At 71.1% G+C, this 17899-nt stretch carries 12 protein-coding genes; 7 read left to right on the forward strand and 5 right to left on the reverse strand.

What is annotated here, in order from left to right:
- Positions 1 to 3 precede the first annotated feature (3 nt).
- A complete protein-coding gene (locus ABNQ38_RS18430) occupies positions 4 to 1086 on the reverse strand; it encodes a patatin-like phospholipase family protein (RefSeq protein WP_377809643.1) in 1083 nt (360 codons plus the stop codon).
- 158 nt (positions 1087 to 1244) lie between these two features.
- Here ABNQ38_RS18430 and ABNQ38_RS18435 point away from each other — a divergent pair, with 158 nt between their 5' ends.
- The 4 genes from ABNQ38_RS18435 to ABNQ38_RS18450 all read left to right on the forward strand — a co-directional run bounded on the left by ABNQ38_RS18435 (position 1245) and on the right by ABNQ38_RS18450 (position 6104).
- Complete coding sequence (locus ABNQ38_RS18435) at positions 1245 to 2054, forward strand: TrmH family RNA methyltransferase (RefSeq protein ID WP_377809644.1); 810 nt, start codon at positions 1245 to 1247, stop codon at positions 2052 to 2054.
- On the forward strand, positions 2051 to 4264 hold the full coding sequence (locus tag ABNQ38_RS18440) for a helicase-related protein (protein WP_377809645.1): 2214 nt from the start codon (positions 2051 to 2053) through the stop codon (positions 4262 to 4264). Before ABNQ38_RS18435 ends, ABNQ38_RS18440 begins: the two co-directional genes overlap by 4 nt.
- Positions 4265 to 4504: 240 nt before the next feature.
- Positions 4505 to 5800, forward strand: a complete 1296-nt coding sequence (locus ABNQ38_RS18445; protein WP_377809646.1) for an Nramp family divalent metal transporter — start codon at positions 4505 to 4507, stop codon at positions 5798 to 5800.
- A gap of 76 nt (positions 5801 to 5876) precedes the next feature.
- Positions 5877 to 6104 (forward strand): SlyX family protein, encoded by a 228-nt coding sequence (locus ABNQ38_RS18450; RefSeq protein WP_377809647.1) that lies wholly within the window; start codon positions 5877 to 5879, stop codon positions 6102 to 6104.
- A 17-nt stretch (positions 6105 to 6121) separates the two neighbouring features.
- Here the strand turns inward: ABNQ38_RS18450 and ABNQ38_RS18455 are convergent, their stop codons facing one another.
- Both ABNQ38_RS18455 and ABNQ38_RS18460 read right to left on the reverse strand, forming a co-directional pair.
- Positions 6122 to 7687: a multicopper oxidase family protein gene (locus ABNQ38_RS18455; protein WP_377809648.1), complete on the reverse strand. Its 1566-nt coding sequence runs from the start codon at positions 7685 to 7687 to the stop codon at positions 6122 to 6124.
- A 70-nt stretch (positions 7688 to 7757) separates the two neighbouring features.
- Positions 7758 to 8177 (reverse strand): hypothetical protein, encoded by a 420-nt coding sequence (locus tag ABNQ38_RS18460; RefSeq protein ID WP_377809649.1) that lies wholly within the window; start codon positions 8175 to 8177, stop codon positions 7758 to 7760.
- A gap of 147 nt (positions 8178 to 8324) precedes the next feature.
- On the opposite strand from ABNQ38_RS18460, the gene ABNQ38_RS18465 reads away from it, so the two are divergent.
- Complete coding sequence (locus ABNQ38_RS18465; protein ID WP_174474023.1) at positions 8325 to 8549, forward strand: hypothetical protein; 225 nt, start codon at positions 8325 to 8327, stop codon at positions 8547 to 8549.
- A 5-nt stretch (positions 8550 to 8554) separates the two neighbouring features.
- Here the strand turns inward: ABNQ38_RS18465 and pbpC are convergent, their stop codons facing one another.
- Together pbpC and ABNQ38_RS18475 are read right to left on the reverse strand one after the other, a co-directional pair.
- Entirely contained in the window at positions 8555 to 10588 is a 2034-nt protein-coding gene (gene pbpC / locus ABNQ38_RS18470; RefSeq protein ID WP_377809650.1) for a penicillin-binding protein 1C, read from the reverse strand.
- 54 nt (positions 10589 to 10642) lie between these two features.
- A complete protein-coding gene (locus ABNQ38_RS18475) occupies positions 10643 to 15859 on the reverse strand; it encodes an MG2 domain-containing protein (RefSeq protein ID WP_377809651.1) in 5217 nt (1738 codons plus the stop codon).
- 202 nt (positions 15860 to 16061) lie between these two features.
- Between ABNQ38_RS18475 and ABNQ38_RS18480 the strand changes: the two genes are divergently transcribed.
- Positions 16062 to 16472 (forward strand): hypothetical protein, encoded by a 411-nt coding sequence (locus ABNQ38_RS18480; RefSeq protein WP_377809652.1) that lies wholly within the window; start codon positions 16062 to 16064, stop codon positions 16470 to 16472.
- Positions 16473 to 16523: 51 nt separating this feature from the next.
- Entirely contained in the window at positions 16524 to 17894 is a 1371-nt protein-coding gene (locus ABNQ38_RS18485; RefSeq protein ID WP_377809653.1) for a PepSY-associated TM helix domain-containing protein, read from the forward strand.
- The last annotated feature ends 5 nt before the right edge of the window (positions 17895 to 17899 follow it).

Consider the following 17899-nt stretch of genomic DNA (forward strand, 5'->3'; position numbering starts at 1 on the left):
GCGTCAGGTCAGGGCCGGGGTCCGCACCGAACTGCCGACGCCGACGGCCCGCAGGTTCTCCTCGACCCAGCGCTCCGCCGCCTCGCGCCCGGCGTCGCGCAGCCAGTTGAGGAAGCTCCAGTCGGTCATCAGTTTCGAATAGAGCCCCAGATCCTGGAGATGCTCGTCGGCGCCGATCAGGTGCAGGCGCGGGGCGTCGCTGCGGGCGGACAGGCAGCGCATCTCCTGCAACAGCGCGGCGTTGAAGGTGATCTGGTTGAGGCGGGCGGCGATGCCGGCCGGGTCCTCCGGCGTGGTGCCGCAGGTAAAGGGGTTGATCGTCACCACCATCAGGTCGGCGCCGGGACAGGCCGTCGCCAGCGGCGACAGCGGCGGGTTGGCGAGATAGCCGCCGTCCCAGTAATCCTGGCCGTCGATCCGCACCGCGCGGAACAGGCTCGGCAGACAGGCCGAGGCCAACAGGTGATCGACCTCCAGCTCCGTCTCGTCGAACAGCCGCAGGGCTCCGGTCCGCACATTGGTGGCGCTGACGAACAGCCGCAGCCCGCTCCGCCGGATCATCTCCGGTTCGACCATCTCGGCCAGCAGGCCGCGCAGCGGGTGGAAATCCGCCGATTGGGTCCGATAGGGGCTGACCCAGCGCCGCGCCCAGTCCACCATATGGGTTCCCGGCGCATGGTCGACATTCCAGCGGCCGAGCAGCCGGTCGGTCACGCTCGGCCGGATCGGTCCCAGCCGACCGGCGGCGCTGACCCGCTCCCAGAAAGTCGCCAGCTCCGCCCGCGCGCCGAGACGTCCGCCCCGTGCCCAGCCCTGGACCAGCATGGCGGCGTTCATCGCCCCGGCGCTGGCGCCGCTGACCCCGACCAGCCGGATGTCCTCCTCCAGCAGCCGGTCGAGCACGCCCCAGGTGAAGGCACCATGCGCACCGCCGCCCTGCAACGCCAGCGCCAGCGTCGGCATGGGCGGCGGCAGGGCCAGCATCGGCTCCGGCCCCGACAGTTCCAACGGTTCCGCGGGGCACGCGCGCTGCGCTGGCGTCGCCTTGCCGCGCATGCGGTTCCACAGCGTTCGGATCATGGTCATGGCCGGCACGTCTCCAAATGCTTATGCTGCACCGCAACATGAGCAGGGACTTCCGCATCGGCAAGGGGGTATGCCCATGGAGGCAGGCAGGGAACGGCATTGGAAACCCGCCCCCACATGCACTAAGTAGGCGCACACTCCAGACGCCGAGCCGCCCTGTGCCATCCATCATCCCGATCACCGATCCCGAAGACCCGCGCATCGAGCCTTACCGCGACGTGCGGGAGCGCGACCTCGTCGGCCGTGACGGGCTGTTCATCGCCGAAGGGGCTGTGGTGGTGCGCAGCCTCGTGCAGTCCAGCCGATACCGCGCCCGCTCGCTGCTGATCGCCGGGAAGAGGCTGGAAGCGCTGGAGCCGATGCTCGCCGCCCTGCCGGCGGATACGCCAGTCTACACCGCCACCCAGCCCGTGCTGGACCGCATCGCCGGCTTCCCCCTGCATCGCGGCATCCTGGCGGTGGGGGAGAAGACCGGTGTCCCGAGCGTGGCCGACCTTTTGGGCGCCTGCGGCCCGGTCGCCCGCGTCGTTATGCTGTTCGGCATCGGCAACCACGACAATATGGGCGGCATCTTCCGCAACGCCGCCGCCTTCGGCGCCGATGCGGTGATCCTCGATTCCGGCTGCTGCGACCCGCTCTACCGCAAGGCGATCCGCGTTTCGGTGGGGGCGACCCTGCTGGTGCCGACGGCGAGGCTCGCCACGGACGAGGACCCGCTCGCCCTGCTCGACCGGTTCGGCTTCGAGGCGGTGGCGCTCAGCCCAGCCGGCGCCGAGACGCTGGCCGCCCTCACCCCGCCCCGCCGCGCCGCCCTGCTGTTCGGCTCGGAAGGGCCGGGCCTGCCGCCCGCCCTGCTGGCCCGCGCCCGCAGCGTGCGCATCCCGATGGCCGGCGATTTCGATTCCCTCAACGTGGCGACCACCAGCGGCATCGTGCTGCACCACATCGCTTCCGGACAGGTGCCATGACAGACGATATGAGCGACGACATCGGCATGCCGGCCGCCGACCCGCATCTCGTCCACGACCTCGCCGTCGCTCATCCGGAGGTGACGACGCTGGGGGCCGCCGGCCTGCTGCGGATGACCGACGCCGAGACGCGCGGGCTGGTGGCGCTCGGCCTGCCGCTGCCGAAGGGCAAGCGCGACCTGCTGGTGCCGGCGGAGCGGCGCGCGGCCATCCTGCTGGAGATCACCGGCCGCATCGACCGCGCCCACCGCCGCGACGCGCTGCTGGCCCAGGGCCGCCGGGCGCTGGCCGGCAGCCACACCGCCCTTCTCTCTTGCGAGGACCGCACCCGCGTCCGCGCCGTGCGCAGCGACGAGCTGCCCTGGCCCGGCCTGTCCCCGGCGATCCGCCTGCACGTCTCCCGAACCTTCGACGCGCTGGAGCTGTCGGACCTGTCCGATGCCGAGCTGTCGGCCCGGCTGGACCATGACCCGGCCCTGCGTGCCGCGCTGGACGACGCCCTGTCGCGCATCGCCGCCCGGCTGCGCGATCTGGCGGACCGGGCCGGCGACGACCCGGATTGGGGCTTCGCCAGCCTCGCCGAGCGGCTGGGCAAGGCCGCCCGCAACCGCAGCGACGCCGACGAGCTGCTCGACCGCTGGGACCGCGAGTACGACCAGTGGCGGCGCGACCGGGCGGAGGGGCGCGGCCGGCTCTATGTCGACCGCCATTTCGACTTCTCCCGCTTCGAACGGCTGTTCCCGGTGGCGCGCGGCATGAACCGCAGGCTGGTGCTGGTGATCGGCCCGACCAACTCGGGCAAGACCCATCGCGCCATCACTGCGCTCCGCGAAGCCCGCGACGGCGTCTATCTGGCGCCGCTGCGCCTGCTGGCGCTGGAGGTGATGGAGCGGCTGAACGGCGAAGGCACTCCCACCACGCTGATCACCGGCGAGGAGGAGATCCGCACCCCCGACGCCCGCCACACCGCCTCCACCATCGAGGTGATGGACCCGGACCGGCCGGTCGAGGTCGCGGTGATCGACGAGATCCAGATGCTGGCCGACCCGGCGCGCGGCTGGGCCTGGACCGCCGCCCTGATGGGCGTGCCGGCGGAGACCGTCTACATCCTCGGCGCACCGGAGGTCCGTCCGCTGGTGGAGCGTGCCGCCGCCCATCTCGGCGAGCCGCTGGAGGTGGTGGAGCTTGACCGCAAGACCCCGCTGTCGATGCTCGACCGCCGGCTGGAGTGGGCGGAGGTGGAGCGTGGCGACGCGCTGATCGCCTTCTCCCGCCGCGAGGTGCACAGCGTCCGCGACACGCTGCTGGCCCAGGGGCTGTCGGTCGCCGCCATCTACGGCGCGCTGGCTCCGGCGGTGCGGCGGCGCGAGGCGGCGCGTTTCCTGGCCGGCGAGGCCGACGTGGTGGTGGCGACCGACGCCATCGGCATGGGGCTGAACCTGCCCTGCCGCCGCGTGCTGTTCACCGCCCTGGAGAAGTTCGACGGCAGCAGCGTCCGCCCGCTGAGCGCGACGGAGGTGAAGCAGATCGCCGGCCGCGCCGGCCGCTTCGGCCAGTTCGAGGAAGGGCATTTCGGCGTCATCGCCCGCGGCACCCCCGCCGCGCTGAAGCGCCTGCTGGAGGCGCCCGACCGTCGCCTGCGCGCCGACGCTCCCCTGCCCGTCCGCCCGACCCGCGCGATGCTGGCCCGCCTCGCCAGCCACATCGACAGCGACGAAACCCGGCTGCTGGTGGAGTGCTTCGGCACAGCCGCCACCGCCGGCTCCCCCTTCCGGCTGGCCGACCTGTCGGCGCTGCGCCGCGCCGCCCCGATGCTGGATGCCCGCCGGCTGACGCTCGCCGCCCGGCTCGACCTGCTGCTCGCCCCCGCCGACCTGGAGGATGCGGAGGATGCCAAGGTCTTCGCCGCCATCCTCGACGCGGTGGAGGCCGGAGAGAGGCTGCCGCTCGGCCGGCTCATTCCGGCGCGGCTCGACGGGCTGGCCGCTGATGTGCTGGAAGCGGCGTCGCGCGCCTGCGACCTCTATTTCTGGGCCTCGCGCAAGTTCCCGGACGCCCTGCCCGACCGCGACCGGGTGCGCAGCGCCCGCGACGCCATCGGCCAGCGCCTGTCCGAAGCGCTGGCCTCGCGCGCCCGCCGCCGCGAGCCGCCGCCGGCATCTGGCTTCCGCGGCGCCCCGCGCAAGCGCTTCGGTCCACGCCGCCGCTGACGGAGGGGGATTGACGGAGGGGGATTGGTTCCCGGGGAAATTCGCCCGCATGGCACTGCTGCACTGCGAACGAAATAACCGCCCTGCTGTTCTGAACTGGACCCGACTTGGCTTGGTCGCCATATCGATAGCGAACGCCTATCGACGCGTTAGAAAACGTCGATTGGACGCTATCGAAAGACCCTGCCACTGTTGTATCGGCGGCCAAGCCTCTGGCCGTCCCGTTCAGGAGCAACCGGCGTGAAGACCGCATCCCCCACCATCGCCCAAGCTGTCCCCACCCACCCCCGCACCCCTGCGGTGGGGCGCCGGTTCTGGACCATGCTCGGCCCCGGCTTCGTGGTGGCTGTCGGCTATATGGATCCGGGCAACTGGGCGACGGACATCGCGGCGGGCTCCAGCTTCGGTTTCGCCCTGTTGTCGGCGGTGCTGATCGCCAGTCTGGCCGGCATCTTCCTGCAAGGGCTGATCGTCCGGCTGACGCTGGCGACCGGCACCGATCTGGCCCGGCTGATCCGCCAGCGCTTCCCGCGGCCAGTGGCGATGCTGGTGTGGGCGGTGTCGGAACTGGCGATGATCGCCACCGATCTGGCCGAGCTGCTGGGCAGCGCCATCGCGCTGAAGCTGCTGTTCGGCATCCCGATCATGGCCGGGGTGGTGATCTCCGCCGTGCTGACCTTCGGCATCCTGGCCCTGCCCGGCGCCCGCGGCCGTGCGCCCGAACTGGTGGTTGGCGCGCTGATGAGCGTGGTCGTCGTCTGCTTCGCCTGGGAGCTGGCGATTGCCCGCCCCGACCCCGCCGCCCTGCTGGCCGGCCTGATGCCGAGCATCGAGTTGGCCCGCGATCCGGAGATACTGTACCTGTCGCTGGGCATCGTCGGCGCCACCGTCATGCCGCACAATCTGTTCCTGCATTCCGGTCTGGTGCAGGCCCGGCTGGCTGAGGTCAAGACGGCGGAGGAGCGGCGGCAGGCCGCCCGCTGGCTGACCATCGACCTGTCGACCGCGCTGGCGCTGGCCGGTCTGGTCAACGGCGCCATCCTGGCGGTCGCCGCCGTGGCGTTCCAGGGAGCGGCTGCCGGCGCCTCCCCCGGCATCGAGGACGCCCACGCCCTGCTGGGCAGCAGCATTGGCGGCGTCGCCGCCCTGGTCTTCGCCATCGCCCTGCTGGCTGCCGGCCAAAGCTCCACCACCACCGGCACGATGGCCGGGCAGATGGTGACGGAAGGCTTCCTGAACCTGCGGCTGCGCCCGGTCACCCGCGCACTGATCACCCGCGGCGCTTCGCTGATCCCGGCGCTGGCAGTGCTGGGCAGCGCCGGCGATCGCGCGGTGGACGGGCTGCTGGTGCTGAGCCAAGTGGTGCTGGCGCTGACCCTGCCCTTCATCCTGATCCCGATGCTGTTGCTGCTGCGCAATGACAAGCTGATGGGCGGGCTGGCGATGGCACCGCTGACCTTGCGGCTGGCGAGCCTGACCGTGCTGGTGCTGACCGGCCTGTCCGGCTGGCTGGCCGGCACCACGGCGATGGTGTGAGCGGAAAGGCACCTCGACCCGGAGCGGGGAATGGTCCATCTTGCGGCCCGTTCCCCGTTTCTCCATCCGGTGCCTTATGGATTCCGCCCTCGAACATCGCCGTCTTGAAGAACGTCTCGCCGACCTCGAAAGCCGTCTTGCCCATTACGAGCGCATGGCTGAGGAGATGTCGGACGTCATCTTCGCCCAGGGCCAGACCATCGACCGCCTGACCGCCCAGATGAGGCGCATGCGCGACCGGGTGGAGGCGGCGGAATACGCCATCGCCTCCCCGCAGGACGACCGGCCGCCGCCGCATTATTGAGCGGATGGGGGGCTCCCTCACCCCACCCCTTCGTAGACCACCTCCGTCATCATCCCCGTCGCCATGTGCAGCAGGTTGTGGCAGTGCAGCGGCCAACGGCCGGGGTTGTCGGCGTCGAAGGCGACGGTGACGCTGGCCATCATCGGCACCAGGACGGTGTCGCGCACCGCCCCCGCCACCGGCCGGCCGTCTATTGCCACCACCTGGAAGTGATGGCCGTGCAGGTGCATGGGATGCGCCATCATCGACGCATTCTCGAAGGTCAGCTCCACCCGCTGGCCCTGGCGGACCGTCAGCGGCCGGTGCGCCCCGAAGGTCAGGCCGTCCAGGCTCCAGACATAGGGCGCCATCGAGCCGGTCAGCTGCATCCGCCGCGTCAGGTCGGCCGCGCGTGCCGCCAGCGGCGTGACGGCGACCAGCTGCTTTTCCAAAGACAGGTCGAGCGGATCGGTCTGCGTCTTCCCGGCTGCCGCGACCTTCTCCACCGCCGCACCGGGGGTGGCGAGGATGATGCCGGTGCGCTGCACCGCCCCCTCGCGCAGCGCCAGGATCGGGAAGGCGCCGCCCTCGGCCGGCACGGTCAGGCGGATGTCCAGCCGCTGGCCCATGCTCATGGCGAAGCGGCTGCCGGCAACCAGCTGCACCGGGTTGCCGTCGACGGCGATCACCTGCCCGGTCAGCCGCCCGAGGTCGAGATGGAAGGCGGTCGAGGTGGCGCCGTTGATGATGCGCAGCCGCACCCGTCCGCCCCGCTCCACCCGCACAACCTCGGGGTCGGCGAGCGTGCGGTCGTTGGCGAGATAGGCGTCGTATTCGACGTCGTTCAGGTCCATCGCCATGCCGCCGGACATGGCGCTCATGCCATGGCCCGCTTGCCCGTGGTCCATCGACCCATGGTTCATGGCGCCGCCGGCCATCGAGCCGTGGTTCATCGCGCCGTGGTTCATGGCGCCATTGCCCATGGAGCCGTGATCCATCTGGCCATGGTCCATCTGGCCGTGCCCGCCATGGGCCATTCCGCCGGTCGGCGCGCCCAGGGAGGCCAGCAGTTCGGCCGGGTCGCGGAAGGTGAAGTCGTGCAGCAGGATTGTCACCTCCTGCTCGTCGGCGCGCAGATCCCCAGCGCTCCGGACCACCAGCGGGGCCGCCATCAGTAGCTGTTCCTGCATCCCGTGGTGGGAGTGCATCCAATGGGTCCCGGTGCGCGGCGCGAAATCGTAGCGGACCGACTCGCCGGTGCGGATCGCCGGACGGTTGTTGTCGATGACACCGTCCTGGACATAGGGCGGCGTCTGGCCGTGCCAGTGGATGACCGCATCCTCCCCCGCCCGGTTGGTGAGATCGACGACGAAGCGCCGGCCGGGATCGAGGGTCAGTCCAGGAGTGCCGTCGGGCTGCCGGATGCCGAACACGCTGGCCGCCTGGCCGTTCACGTCGAGCGTGCGGCGGTCGACGGTCAGTCGGACCGCATCCGCGACCGGACTGGCAGCGAGGACGGAGCGCGGAAAGGCGGGAAGCAGGGCGGCACAGCCGCCGGCAACCGCCGTCGACAGCAGACGGCGGCGCGAAAGCGCGAGAGTCATGACGGACTCCGAAGGATCGGGGGAACAGGGAACGGAGAAAGCGCCGCGGAAACCCGGCGGCGCGCCGGCATCATCCCAGCCGCGGCGGCGGCAGGTCGGGCCGCACCCCCAGCCCTTCACGCAAAGGCCCGGTCGCCCAACGCAAGCGCAGCCCCGAAGACCCGGCCGGGGTCGTCAGACCGGCGCCCGGCAAGCCGACGACCAGGGGCGCGCAGGCCATGCCGGCGCAGCAAGGCTGCGTCGCGTGATGCGTCCGGCCCGGCGCAGGGCGGCCGTGATCCATTCCACCCGAGTCGACGGCAGGCGACACGTCATGCGCCGCGACGGCGGCCGGCGCGTCATGCGGGCAGGAGGCGGCGGCATCCCCCGACCACAGCAGTAGGCCGAGGACCACAAGGACCAGCGCCCCCGCGACACCGCTCAGCCTCCGCATCCAGTCGGCGACGCGCATCGGCACCGCACCGCTCCCGCTTGTTGTCAGCCTTTTCAAATAGGCCCTCGGTCGGAGCCGGTCAACCGCCTCCGACCGCCGGCCAGGGCTTTTACCCATTCAGTCCTAGGCGTCTTCCCGAGCATGGAACTGCAACACACCGCCCCTATATTGGCCGTCACCCGAAACCAAGAAAACACTCCCGAGATGTCCGCCTCCGCCCGTCCGGCCACCCTCCCGCACACCGCAACTCCGCAAACTGCCGCCCGCCAGCTGCATTGCGCCTGCTGCGGCCGTCCCTTCGTCCGCCCGTCCACGCGGGGGCCGGCGCCGCTCTATTGCTCGGAGGATTGCCAGAAGCAGATGCGCGTCCGCACGCGGGTGTGGAGCCGGCGCGACGACGCCCCCTTCGGCCTGCGCCGCGCGTCTTAGCGGTTTCAGCGAATCTCGACGGTCGCGCTGTCGCTGCGGCCGTCGGCGTCCAGCACGGTGACCCGCACCACCCCCGGCCCGTCCGGCCGCCACACCACGTCGCGCGCAATCGGTGACTGGGCGATCCGCCGCCCGTCGATCAGCCAGGACAGCGGGCGGCGCCCGCCGGCGGCGGTCAGGGTCATCGGCTCCCCCTTGCCATCCGGCCCCAGCGCCTCCAGCACCATGTCGCTGACCGGGAAGGTCAGGCGCAGCCGGTCGGTCTGGCGCGGGCCGGCCAGTTCGACCTCCCCCGGCCGCAGGTGGCGCAGCAGTTCCGGCGGCGCCTCGTTCCTGACCGGGCCGGCGGGACGGCCCCGCTCGGCCGGCAGCCGGTCGAAGACCTCGAACAGCAGGGGGGCGGCGGTGTTGCGGCCGTAATGGTCGGGGCTGGGCGTGCCGTCCGGCCGCCCGACCCACACGCCGACGGTATAGCGCCCGGTGACGCCGAAGGCCCAGGCATCGCGGAAGCCGTAGCTGGTGCCGGTCTTCAGCGCCACCGGCCCGCTGCCGCGCAGTTCCTGTGCCTGCACCACCCCCGGCGGCGGCGGCGAGCCTTCCAGAATCGCACGGACCTGCTGCGCCGCGGTGGCCGACAGCAGCCGCTGCTCCGCCCCGGCGGGCTCGTCCAGCCTGGCGCGCAAGGGCGCCACCAGCCCGTCGCGCGACAGCCCGCTGTAGAGCGTCGTCATGTCCCACAGGCTGATCGACGCCCCGCCCAGCGCCACCGGCAATCCCGGCAGTGTCGTGCCGCCCGGCAGCACCAGCCGGGCACCGGCCTTGCGCAGGGCTTCGGCGAAGCGCAGCGGCCCGACGCGGTCGAGCACCAGCACCGCCGGCACGTTCAGCGAGCGTTGCAGCGCCTCCATCACCGTCAGGTCGCCGGTGAAGCTGCGGTCGAAATTGCGCGGCGCCCAGTCGCCGAAGCGGGTGGAGACGTCGGCGATCTGGGTCAGCGGGTGGATGATGCCGTCGTCGAAGCCCAGCCCATAGATGAAGGGTTTCAGCGCCGATCCGGGCGAGCGCACCGCCCGCACCATGTCGATGGGCCCCTGCCGCGTCTCGTCCAGCGCGTTGGGGCTGCCGAGATAGGCCAGGACGGAGCGGTCGCGGTTGTCGACCACCAGCACCGCCAACCCGGCCTGCGGGTTCAGTGTCTCCGCCGCCCGTCGGCCCAGCGCCTCGACTGCCTGTTGCAGGGTGCCGTCGATCGTGGTGGCGATCTCTGCCCGCCCGGGGCTGGCGCTGCGCAGCCGATCGGCCAGATGCGGGGCGGAGGCCGGCAGGGACAGGCGGGCCGAGGGCACCGGCAAGGTCTTGGCTTCGGCCACCGCTTTGGGCGACAGCGCGCCGGCCTCCGCCACCCGGTCCAGCACCTTGTCGCGGGCCGCCTGCGCCCGGTCCGGAAAGCGGTCGGGACGCAGGTGGGAGGGCGATTGCGGCAGCGAGACCAGCAGCGCCGCCTCCGCCGCGTCCAGCTCGGCCGGGGCCTTGCCCAGCAGCATCAGCGAGGCGGCGCGGATGCCCTCGACGTTCCCGCCATAGGGGGCGAGCGTCAGATACATGCCGAGGATGTCGTGCTTGCTATAACGCCATTCCAGCTGCGCGGCGCGCGCCGCCTCGATCAGCTTGGCGGAGAAGGTGCGCGGCCGCGGCTCCAGCAGGCGGGCGACCTGCATGGTGATGGTGGAGGCGCCGGAAACCACCCGCCCCGCCCCCAGATTCTGCCCCGCCGCGCGCAGCACCGCCAGCGGATCGACGCCGACATGGCTTTCGAAGCGCCGGTCCTCATAGGCCAGCAGCAGCTCGATGAACAGCGGCGAGACATCGTCCACCGCCGCCGGCAGCCGCCACGCACCGGCCGCGTTGGTGAAGACGCGCAGCGGCTGGCCCTTGCGGTCGGTGACCGTCACCGACAGGTCGGCCAGCCGGTCCAGCGGCGGCGGGAACAGCCGGTCGAGCAGCAGCGCCGTCCCCATCAGGACGGCGACGCCGGCCACCGCCACTCCCGCCCGCCTTACCCAAATGTTACGCACCCAAGCCGGCGCCAATCGTCACTCCGCCGGACGGACGGTGATCCGCCCGGTGGTCTGGCGGGCGAAGAAGCGCGGCTTGTACATGTCCTCCACCGTCGCACCCGGAAGCTCGTAGGTGCCGGGGGTGATGGCGCGGACGACGAAGGCCAGCTTGAAGGTCTGCTGGTCCTCCGTCAGGTCCACCGCGGCGACATAGCGGTCGTCGCGCGCCTCGGTCGTGCGGGTGTAGCTGAGGTCGCCCAGCCACGCCATCTCCTCCGGCGTGCCGCCGCCCAGCTTGGCGTTCTCGATCTCCCAGCCGGCGGGCAGCGCATGGGTCACCATGCCCTGGTGGAACAGCTTGGTGTTGGCCTCGCCCTCCAGCACGACGACGAACACGTCGTTCTGCTTGATGCTGTCGAGGTTCAGCACCTCGCCCTTGCGGGTGAAGAAGTTGCGCTTGATGCGCAGCCCCTCGCGGGCGGCCGGCTGCGGCGCCACCGGCACGCCGGACAGCGACACCGCCTGCCACACCGCGGCCTTGCCGGCGTTGGCGACCGGGATGCCGGCCTTCAGCTGGGCCAGCGTCGGGGTCAGATCGACCCGCGCGCCGTCCTTCTTCGCACCGCCCAGCGTCATCTCCGCCTTGGCCGGCGCGCCGCGCAGCAGCGCGTCGGCGGCCAGCACCGACCACGCCTTCTCCTGCGTGTTGGTGCGGTTGGCGGCGGTGGCGGAGGCGGGCAGACGGTCGATCAGCGCCGGGATGCGGTTGCCCGCCATGTTGACCTCGGTCATCAGCGCCACCAGCGCCGCAGAGTCGCGGACGGTGGAACCGTAATCGACATGCCACTCCTCGCGCGCCAGATGGCCGACCGCGCTGTCAAAGGCGCTGGCCGCCCGCTCCTGGTCGCCCATGCGGGCCAGCGCCGCGCCCAGCTGCCCCTTGGCGAGCGGCGTCGGCAGCTTCTCCAGCGCGGTGTCGTGCAGATAGCGGGCCGGGCCCGGCAGCGACACGCCGGCCAGCGCCAGCGTGTGCAGGGCATAGGCGCGCACCGCCAGCTCGTTCGGCTCCGAGGCGCTGGAGATGGCGCGCTGGCGCAGCCAGTTCAGGGCATCGGTCAAGGGCTTATCAGGAACCGCCTCGCCCTTCTGCTTGGCGCGGACGAGGAACTCGGTGGCATAGGCGGTCAGCCAGCCGTCGGCCTCGTCATTCGCCCCCCACAGGCCGAAGGCACCGTCGAAGCGCTGCTTGTCCAGCGTGCGCGAGATCGCCTGCTGCACCCGCGCCTCCAGCCCATCGTCGGGCTTGCGGTCCTTGCCCAGCGCCAGTTCCACGTCGCGCACCACCAGCAGCGGCAGCGCACGGCTGACCGTCTGCTCAAGGCAGCCGAACGGGTAGCGGTCGAGCGCCCGTAGGATGCCGGCGACGTCGAAGGGCGGCGCCGTGGTGAAGCTGGCCGACCAGCTGGTGGTTCCCGGCAGATAGGTGGCAAGCTCGGTCCCGTCGAAGCGCACGCTCTCGCCGGGCGCGATCTGGCGGGTGACGAACTGGGTCTCCACCGCGCGGGCCGGGCGGACGGTGATGCCGTAGTCGTGGTTGAGCGCCAGATTCTCCGGCCCCTTCACCGCCACGGCGACATGGCCGATGCCGGCGGCGACGCCCTTCAGCGGCACCACCAGCGTCTTGCGCTCGCCCTTCGCCAGCGGAACCGACAGGGTACCGCCCTCCACCGCCACCGCGTCCTGGGCGGTGACGGCGACCTCGTAGGTGCCAGCCGCCGCCTCGACATTGTGCAGGGACAGGGTGACGCGGCTGTCGTCGCCGGGGGCGAGGAAGCGCGGCAGGATGGCGTCGGCGACCAGCGGGTCGCGCACCGTCACCGGACCGGCGGCGGAGCCGACGCGGCCGCGGCTGTAGGCAACCGCCATCAGCCGAAGCTCGCCGTTGAAATCCGGCACGTCGAAGCCGATGCGGGCGGTGCCGTCGGCGCCGACCTTCACCGGACCGTGGAACAGGGAAACCACGGTGAAGGGCACCACCGGCAGCCCGGCGCCGCTGGAATCGCCGCCCTGGCGCATGGCGCCATAAGGACCGTCGAGCGGGTCGATCAGCCGGCCGTAATCGTCGCGGATGTCCAGCCCGAGGCGACGCTTGCCGAAATAATGCTTCTCCGGCTGTGGGCTGGCGAAGTCGGTCAGGCGCAGAATGCCCTCGTCCACCGCGGCCAGCGTGACATAGGTGTCGATCATCGACCCGCCATCGGCGGCGGCGACCTTCACCCCAACCTCCAGCCGGCTGCGCGGGCGCATCACCTGCGGAGCGTCGAGCGTGACGGTCATCGTGCGCACCGAGGGATCGACGCCGACCCAGGCGACGCCCATGGCGCGCACCGGCTGGCGCTCGCGGCCCTTGACCGGCGGGCGGTAGGCGGTGGCGGTGACATAGGCGCCGGGGCCCCAGGCGGCATCGACCGGGATCTCCACCGTCGCCCCCTCGGCCGGAACCGAGATGGTGCGGACGTCGAAGATGCGGTCGGTCGCCACCGTCACCAGCAGCTCGCCGGCAAAGGGCGGCGCCACGCGGATGCGGGCGGTCTCACCCGGCTTGTAGGACTGCTTGTCGGTCGAAACCTCCAGCTTGTCCGGGATGTCGGCGGTCTCGTCGCCGCTCGCCCAGCCGGAATAGAAGCGGTAGGAGCTGGCCACGCCCGCCGCCTTGTCCGTCACCTCCAGCCGGTAGCGGCCGAAGTCGCGCTTGCCCAGCGCCACCAGCGCCGGCTTGTCGGCGGCGACGTCGACGCTGCCCGAGGCCAGCGGGACGTCGCGCACCGTGGCGTTGTAGCTGTAACGGCCGTCACGGCGGAACCAGACGAAGGACACGCGTTCCTCGACCAGTTCCCACTTGATGCCGGGCTTGGCGACGGCGCTGCCGTCCGGCGCCACGGCGACCAGATCGAAGGCGGCCTCGCCACCCTCGCCGACGCGCCCGTCGGAGAAGCGCGGGCGCAGGCCCAGCGCATGGGTCTTCGGCCGCACCGGCACGCTGACCGACTTGTGGACCGGGCGTCCGCCCGGCTCCGACAGGGTGACGCGGATGTCGGCGCGCAGCGGCTTGCTGGTGTCCGGCACCTCCGGCAGGGTCACGGCGATGTGCGACACGCCCTGCTCGTCGGTGGTCGGGAATTCAAGCGGGTCGAGCCGCTCGGTCGGATTGTCCTGCACGCGGCCGAAGCGATAGTCCTTGAAGGCCGGATAAGGCATCGGGTCGGTCTTCAGCGCCACCTCGGCGGTGCCGTCGAGACTGGCGGCCGGCGGGCCGTAGAGGAAGCGGCCCTGCGCCGTCACCTCGAAGGGCTGGCCCGGCACCAGGATCGGCGCGCTGGCCGTCACGTCGAGCGCCAGCTTGATCGGCACGAAATCCTCGACCTGGAAGGAGCCGCGGCCGATCGGCTCGCCCTTCGGGTCGCTGTAGACCTGCACCTCCCAGCCGCCGAGCGGCGCGGTGCGGGTCAGGGTCAGCGGCAGGAAGAAGCCGCCGGCCTCCTGTCCCTTCAGGGCGCCGCTGTAATATTCGGTGCCGCTGGGGCGCAGGACCTTCACCGTCAGCGGGAAATTGTCGACCGCCTCGGTCTTGTCGTCGCGCAGCAGGATCGACAGGTTCACCGTCTCGCCCTGGCGGTAGACGCCGCGGTCGGCATAGACGAAGGCGTCCATCGGCCCTGGCGCCGGACGCCCGCCGACCCCGCGGTCGCTGAGGTCGAAGGCGGCGCCGGTCAGGTCCTGCATGGCGAAATCGGTGCCGAGATAGGCCATCACCATCTCGGGCGCATTGCCGCCGGTCTTAAGCAGGCCGGGGGCGAAGCGGGCGCGGCCGAACTCGTCGGTCTTGGCGCGGGCCAGTTCGGTGTTGTTGCGGGCGACCAGGGCGACATCCACCCCCGGCAGCGGCTTGGCGGTGCCGAAGGAGCGGGCGAAGATGGTCAGCCCGTCGGCGCCGCGGAAGCTGGTCAGGCCGATGTCGGACAGCAGCACCCACTGGGTCGCCAGCGCTTCCCAGCGGTCGGCATCCTCCACGTCATGCGGGCGGGCGGTGACGACATAGAGGCCGGCCTTGGGATCGTCGCCGACGGCCTGACGGAACGGGATCGCCGCGGTGGTGTCGCGGTTGCGCTCCCCCTTCACCTCCAGCGAGCCGGACCACACCAGCTCGCCATTCTCCTGGGCGAGCCGGTCGGCGGAATAGTTGGTCAACTCGTTGAAGATGTTGCCTTCATACTTGTTGGGCACCAGGGCGCGGTCGGCAATGCGGTAGACCGACACGTCGAGCCGGTCGGTGTTGACGCTGACCACCGGGATGCCGTCGGCGCCCTTGCGCGGCAGAATGTAGGCGGAGCCGCGGAAGGCCGCCATCGACGGCCGGTCGGGCACGCGCACGCGTTGGGTCTCGTCGGCCTTCAGGTTCACGCCGTCCTCGCCGGGCAGCCCCTGGCGCAGGGTGACGGTGTAGCCCGAGCCATGGGTGACGCCGCGCAGGCACAGGCTGTTGTCGCGCGTCTCGATGGCGGTCTTGGTCGGCGGCTCCACCCGGATATAGTCGTCGAAGCGCACGCCCTGCTTGCCGCTCAGCCGGTCGCTGAACTGGAAGCAGACGCGCGGGCTGCTGCCCTCGGCATTGACGGTGACGCCGGTCAGCGCCAGCCCGGCCTTGCGGCGGAGCGCTGTAATGCGCTCCTCCAGCTTCGGCGCCTGGGTGTCGAGGGTCGCCGCCTCCATCTTCGGCGCGATCTCTTGGATCGACCGCAGCGCCTTGACCGCCTCGTCCGGCTTGCCAAAGGCTTCGTCCATCAGGGTGGCGATGCGCCAGAGGATGGCGACCCGCTCCTCGTCCTTCGGATTGAACTGGCCGGCCATCACGGCGCTTTGCAGCGCGCGGTCTCTGTTGGGCGGGGTGGCGGCCTGCCAGGCGGCGCTCAGCTCCAGCCAGACCGACGGAGAGCCGCCGCCCTGGGTGATCGTCTTCTCGTAAGCCTGGATGGCGCCGGCGATGTCCTTGCGGTCGCGGGCGGCGCGCGCCTGCTTCAGCAGATCGGCGATCACCTGCGGCTTCGGCTGCGGCGGTGATTTCAGCAGCAGCCCGTTGGCGTAGGCGGAGGCGTCGGAAAGGGCACCGGGCGGTGTGTAGTCGGCACGGACCGGGCCGGCCGTCATCGCCATCACCACCAGAACCCAAAGCAGCGTCAACAGCCGTGCCATCATGTCGCCTTACAACCGGAAGCGGGATTGCCCGGTTATAGCGCCGATAACCGGGTCATGGCGATATGGCGAACCGCCGATGTACCGTTCGGCTGTATGGGTACCACCACGCTTGTCGATGCCACCGCTTCCACCGGCACTTGTCCGCTTGCCAAAGATCGGATAACGATCGAACGCTTTCGGGCTCTCTGGCGAACGGAAACCGATGCTGGCTTATTGCCGCAGGCTGCAGGAACGGTGGGGGCTGGCGCTTGCATTAGCGCTCAGCCTCAGCCTGTTCGTTCGCCTTGCCGCACCCTATGCCGGGGCCGCCGACCGCGACGGCTATGTCGCGATCTGCACCGGCAGCGAGCTGGTCTATCTGCCGGCGGACCAGGACGGGCTGCCGCTGCCGGACGGCGGGCAGAGCGAGAAGCCGGACCTGCCGCCGCTCCACCTGCCCTGTACCTGGCTCGGACAGTTTCTCGTCCTGCTGCCGGCGTTGCAGATGCTGGTCCTGCCGGCGGTGCCGCTGCTGCCGGCGGAGTCGCCGGAGCCCGAACAGCCCCACCGTCCGAAGCCCCTCAAGCCCTTCCACTCGCAAGCCCCGCCATCCGGCCGTCATCCGACGCACTGAGCCGCCCGCCTGCCGGGCGAACCCGCATCGCGACGACCGACTGGACAATTCATGACGCAAACTCTGCAAGGCGGAGCCATCGGCTCTGCCCTTTACCGTGCGCTGTGGCGCTGGCACTTCTTCGCCGGGCTGATCTGCGCCCCCATCGTCATCCTGCTCTGCGTGACCGGCGCCCTCTATCTGTTCAAGGACGAGATCAACGACGGGCTGCACCGCGACCTGCGCCTCGTCGCCCCCCAGGCGACCGAGCGGCTGGCTCCGTCCGCCCTGGTCGCCAAGGCGCTGGAGGTCCACCCCGGCACGCTCAAGGGATACGGCGCACCCGCCGCGCCCGACCGCCCCGCCGAAGTGAAGATCGTTGGATCCGACGGGCTGAAGGACGTCGTCTATGTCGATCCCTACACCGGCCGCGTGCTGGGCAGCCTGTGGGACGGCGGCTTCGCCGGGTCGCCCACCATGTATGTCGTGCGCAAGCTGCACAGCCTGCAATATGCCGGCTGGTTCGCGGAGCGCGTCGTCGAGGGGGTGGCCGGCTGGATGGTGCTGATGACCGCATCCGGCATCTATCTCTGGTGGCCGCGCGGTCGGGAGACGGGCGGCCAGAAGGGCGGTGTCGTCACCGTGCGCGGACGGCCGGGCAAGCGCGTGTTCTGGCGCGACCTCCACGCCGTCACCGGCGTCTTCGTCAGCGTCTTCATCGTCTTCCTGGCGATGACCGGACTGCCCTGGTCGGGCTATTGGGGCAAGCAGTTCTACAGCGCGGCCTATGCGGTCGGCATGGGCATGCCGGACGGATATTGGGACAAGTACCCGGTCTCCACCGTCCCGCTGAAGGACACCATCGACCATGCGCCCTGGATCGTCGAAAACCAGCCGGTGCCGCTGTCGACGGCGGCGGCCGGCATTCCCGCCAAGCTGGACGATGTGGTGCGGACGGTGGAGGCGCTGGGCATGGCGCCGGGCTATGCAATCGTCTTCCCGGCCAAGCCGGACGGCGTCTTCACCGCCTCCGTCTATCCCGACGAGGTCAGCCGGGAACGGGTGGTCCATCTCGACCAGTACAGCGGCACGGTGCTGTTCGACATGCAGCTGAAGGACCTGGGCCTGTTCGGCCGGCTGGCGGAATGGGGGGTCGGCATCCATATGGGCCAGGCCTTCGGGCTGGCGAACCAGCTGGTGCTGCTCGCCGCGCTGGTGGCGATGGTGGGGCTGACGCTGTCGGGCGTCGTGATGTGGTGGAAGCGCCGCCCGGCCGGCAGCCTGGGCGCGCCGCGCCTGCCGGCGGGCCAAGCCGTGCCGAAGGGGCTGATCCTGATCGCGCTTGCCGGCGGCCTGTTCTTCCCGATGGTCGGGCTTTCGATGCTCGCCTTCGCCGTCGTCGAGCTGGCCGGTTACGGGACCCGCGCCCTGCGGACGGCGTAAGACAC

The organism is Azospirillum sp. A29, assembly GCF_042604625.1.
In the GTDB taxonomy this organism is placed as follows: Bacteria; Pseudomonadota; Alphaproteobacteria; order Azospirillales; family Azospirillaceae; genus Azospirillum; species Azospirillum palustre.

What these genes read in the sequence shown, in the direction of transcription:
- ABNQ38_RS18440 (WP_377809645.1), top strand. Translation starts at nt 2,051, where the DNA reads ATGACAGACGATATGAGCGACGACATCGGCATGCCGGCCGCCGACCCG.
- ABNQ38_RS18480 (WP_377809652.1), top strand. Translation starts at nt 16,062, where the DNA reads ATGCTGGCTTATTGCCGCAGGCTGCAGGAACGGTGGGGGCTGGCGCTT.
- ABNQ38_RS18475 (WP_377809651.1), bottom strand. Translation starts at nt 15,859, where the DNA reads ATGATGGCACGGCTGTTGACGCTGCTTTGGGTTCTGGTGGTGATGGCG.
- ABNQ38_RS18450 (WP_377809647.1), top strand. Translation starts at nt 5,877, where the DNA reads ATGGATTCCGCCCTCGAACATCGCCGTCTTGAAGAACGTCTCGCCGAC.
- ABNQ38_RS18465 (WP_174474023.1), top strand. Translation starts at nt 8,325, where the DNA reads ATGTCCGCCTCCGCCCGTCCGGCCACCCTCCCGCACACCGCAACTCCG.
- ABNQ38_RS18430 (WP_377809643.1), bottom strand. Translation starts at nt 1,086, where the DNA reads ATGACCATGATCCGAACGCTGTGGAACCGCATGCGCGGCAAGGCGACG.
- ABNQ38_RS18485 (WP_377809653.1), top strand. Translation starts at nt 16,524, where the DNA reads ATGACGCAAACTCTGCAAGGCGGAGCCATCGGCTCTGCCCTTTACCGT.
- ABNQ38_RS18455 (WP_377809648.1), bottom strand. Translation starts at nt 7,687, where the DNA reads ATGACTCTCGCGCTTTCGCGCCGCCGTCTGCTGTCGACGGCGGTTGCC.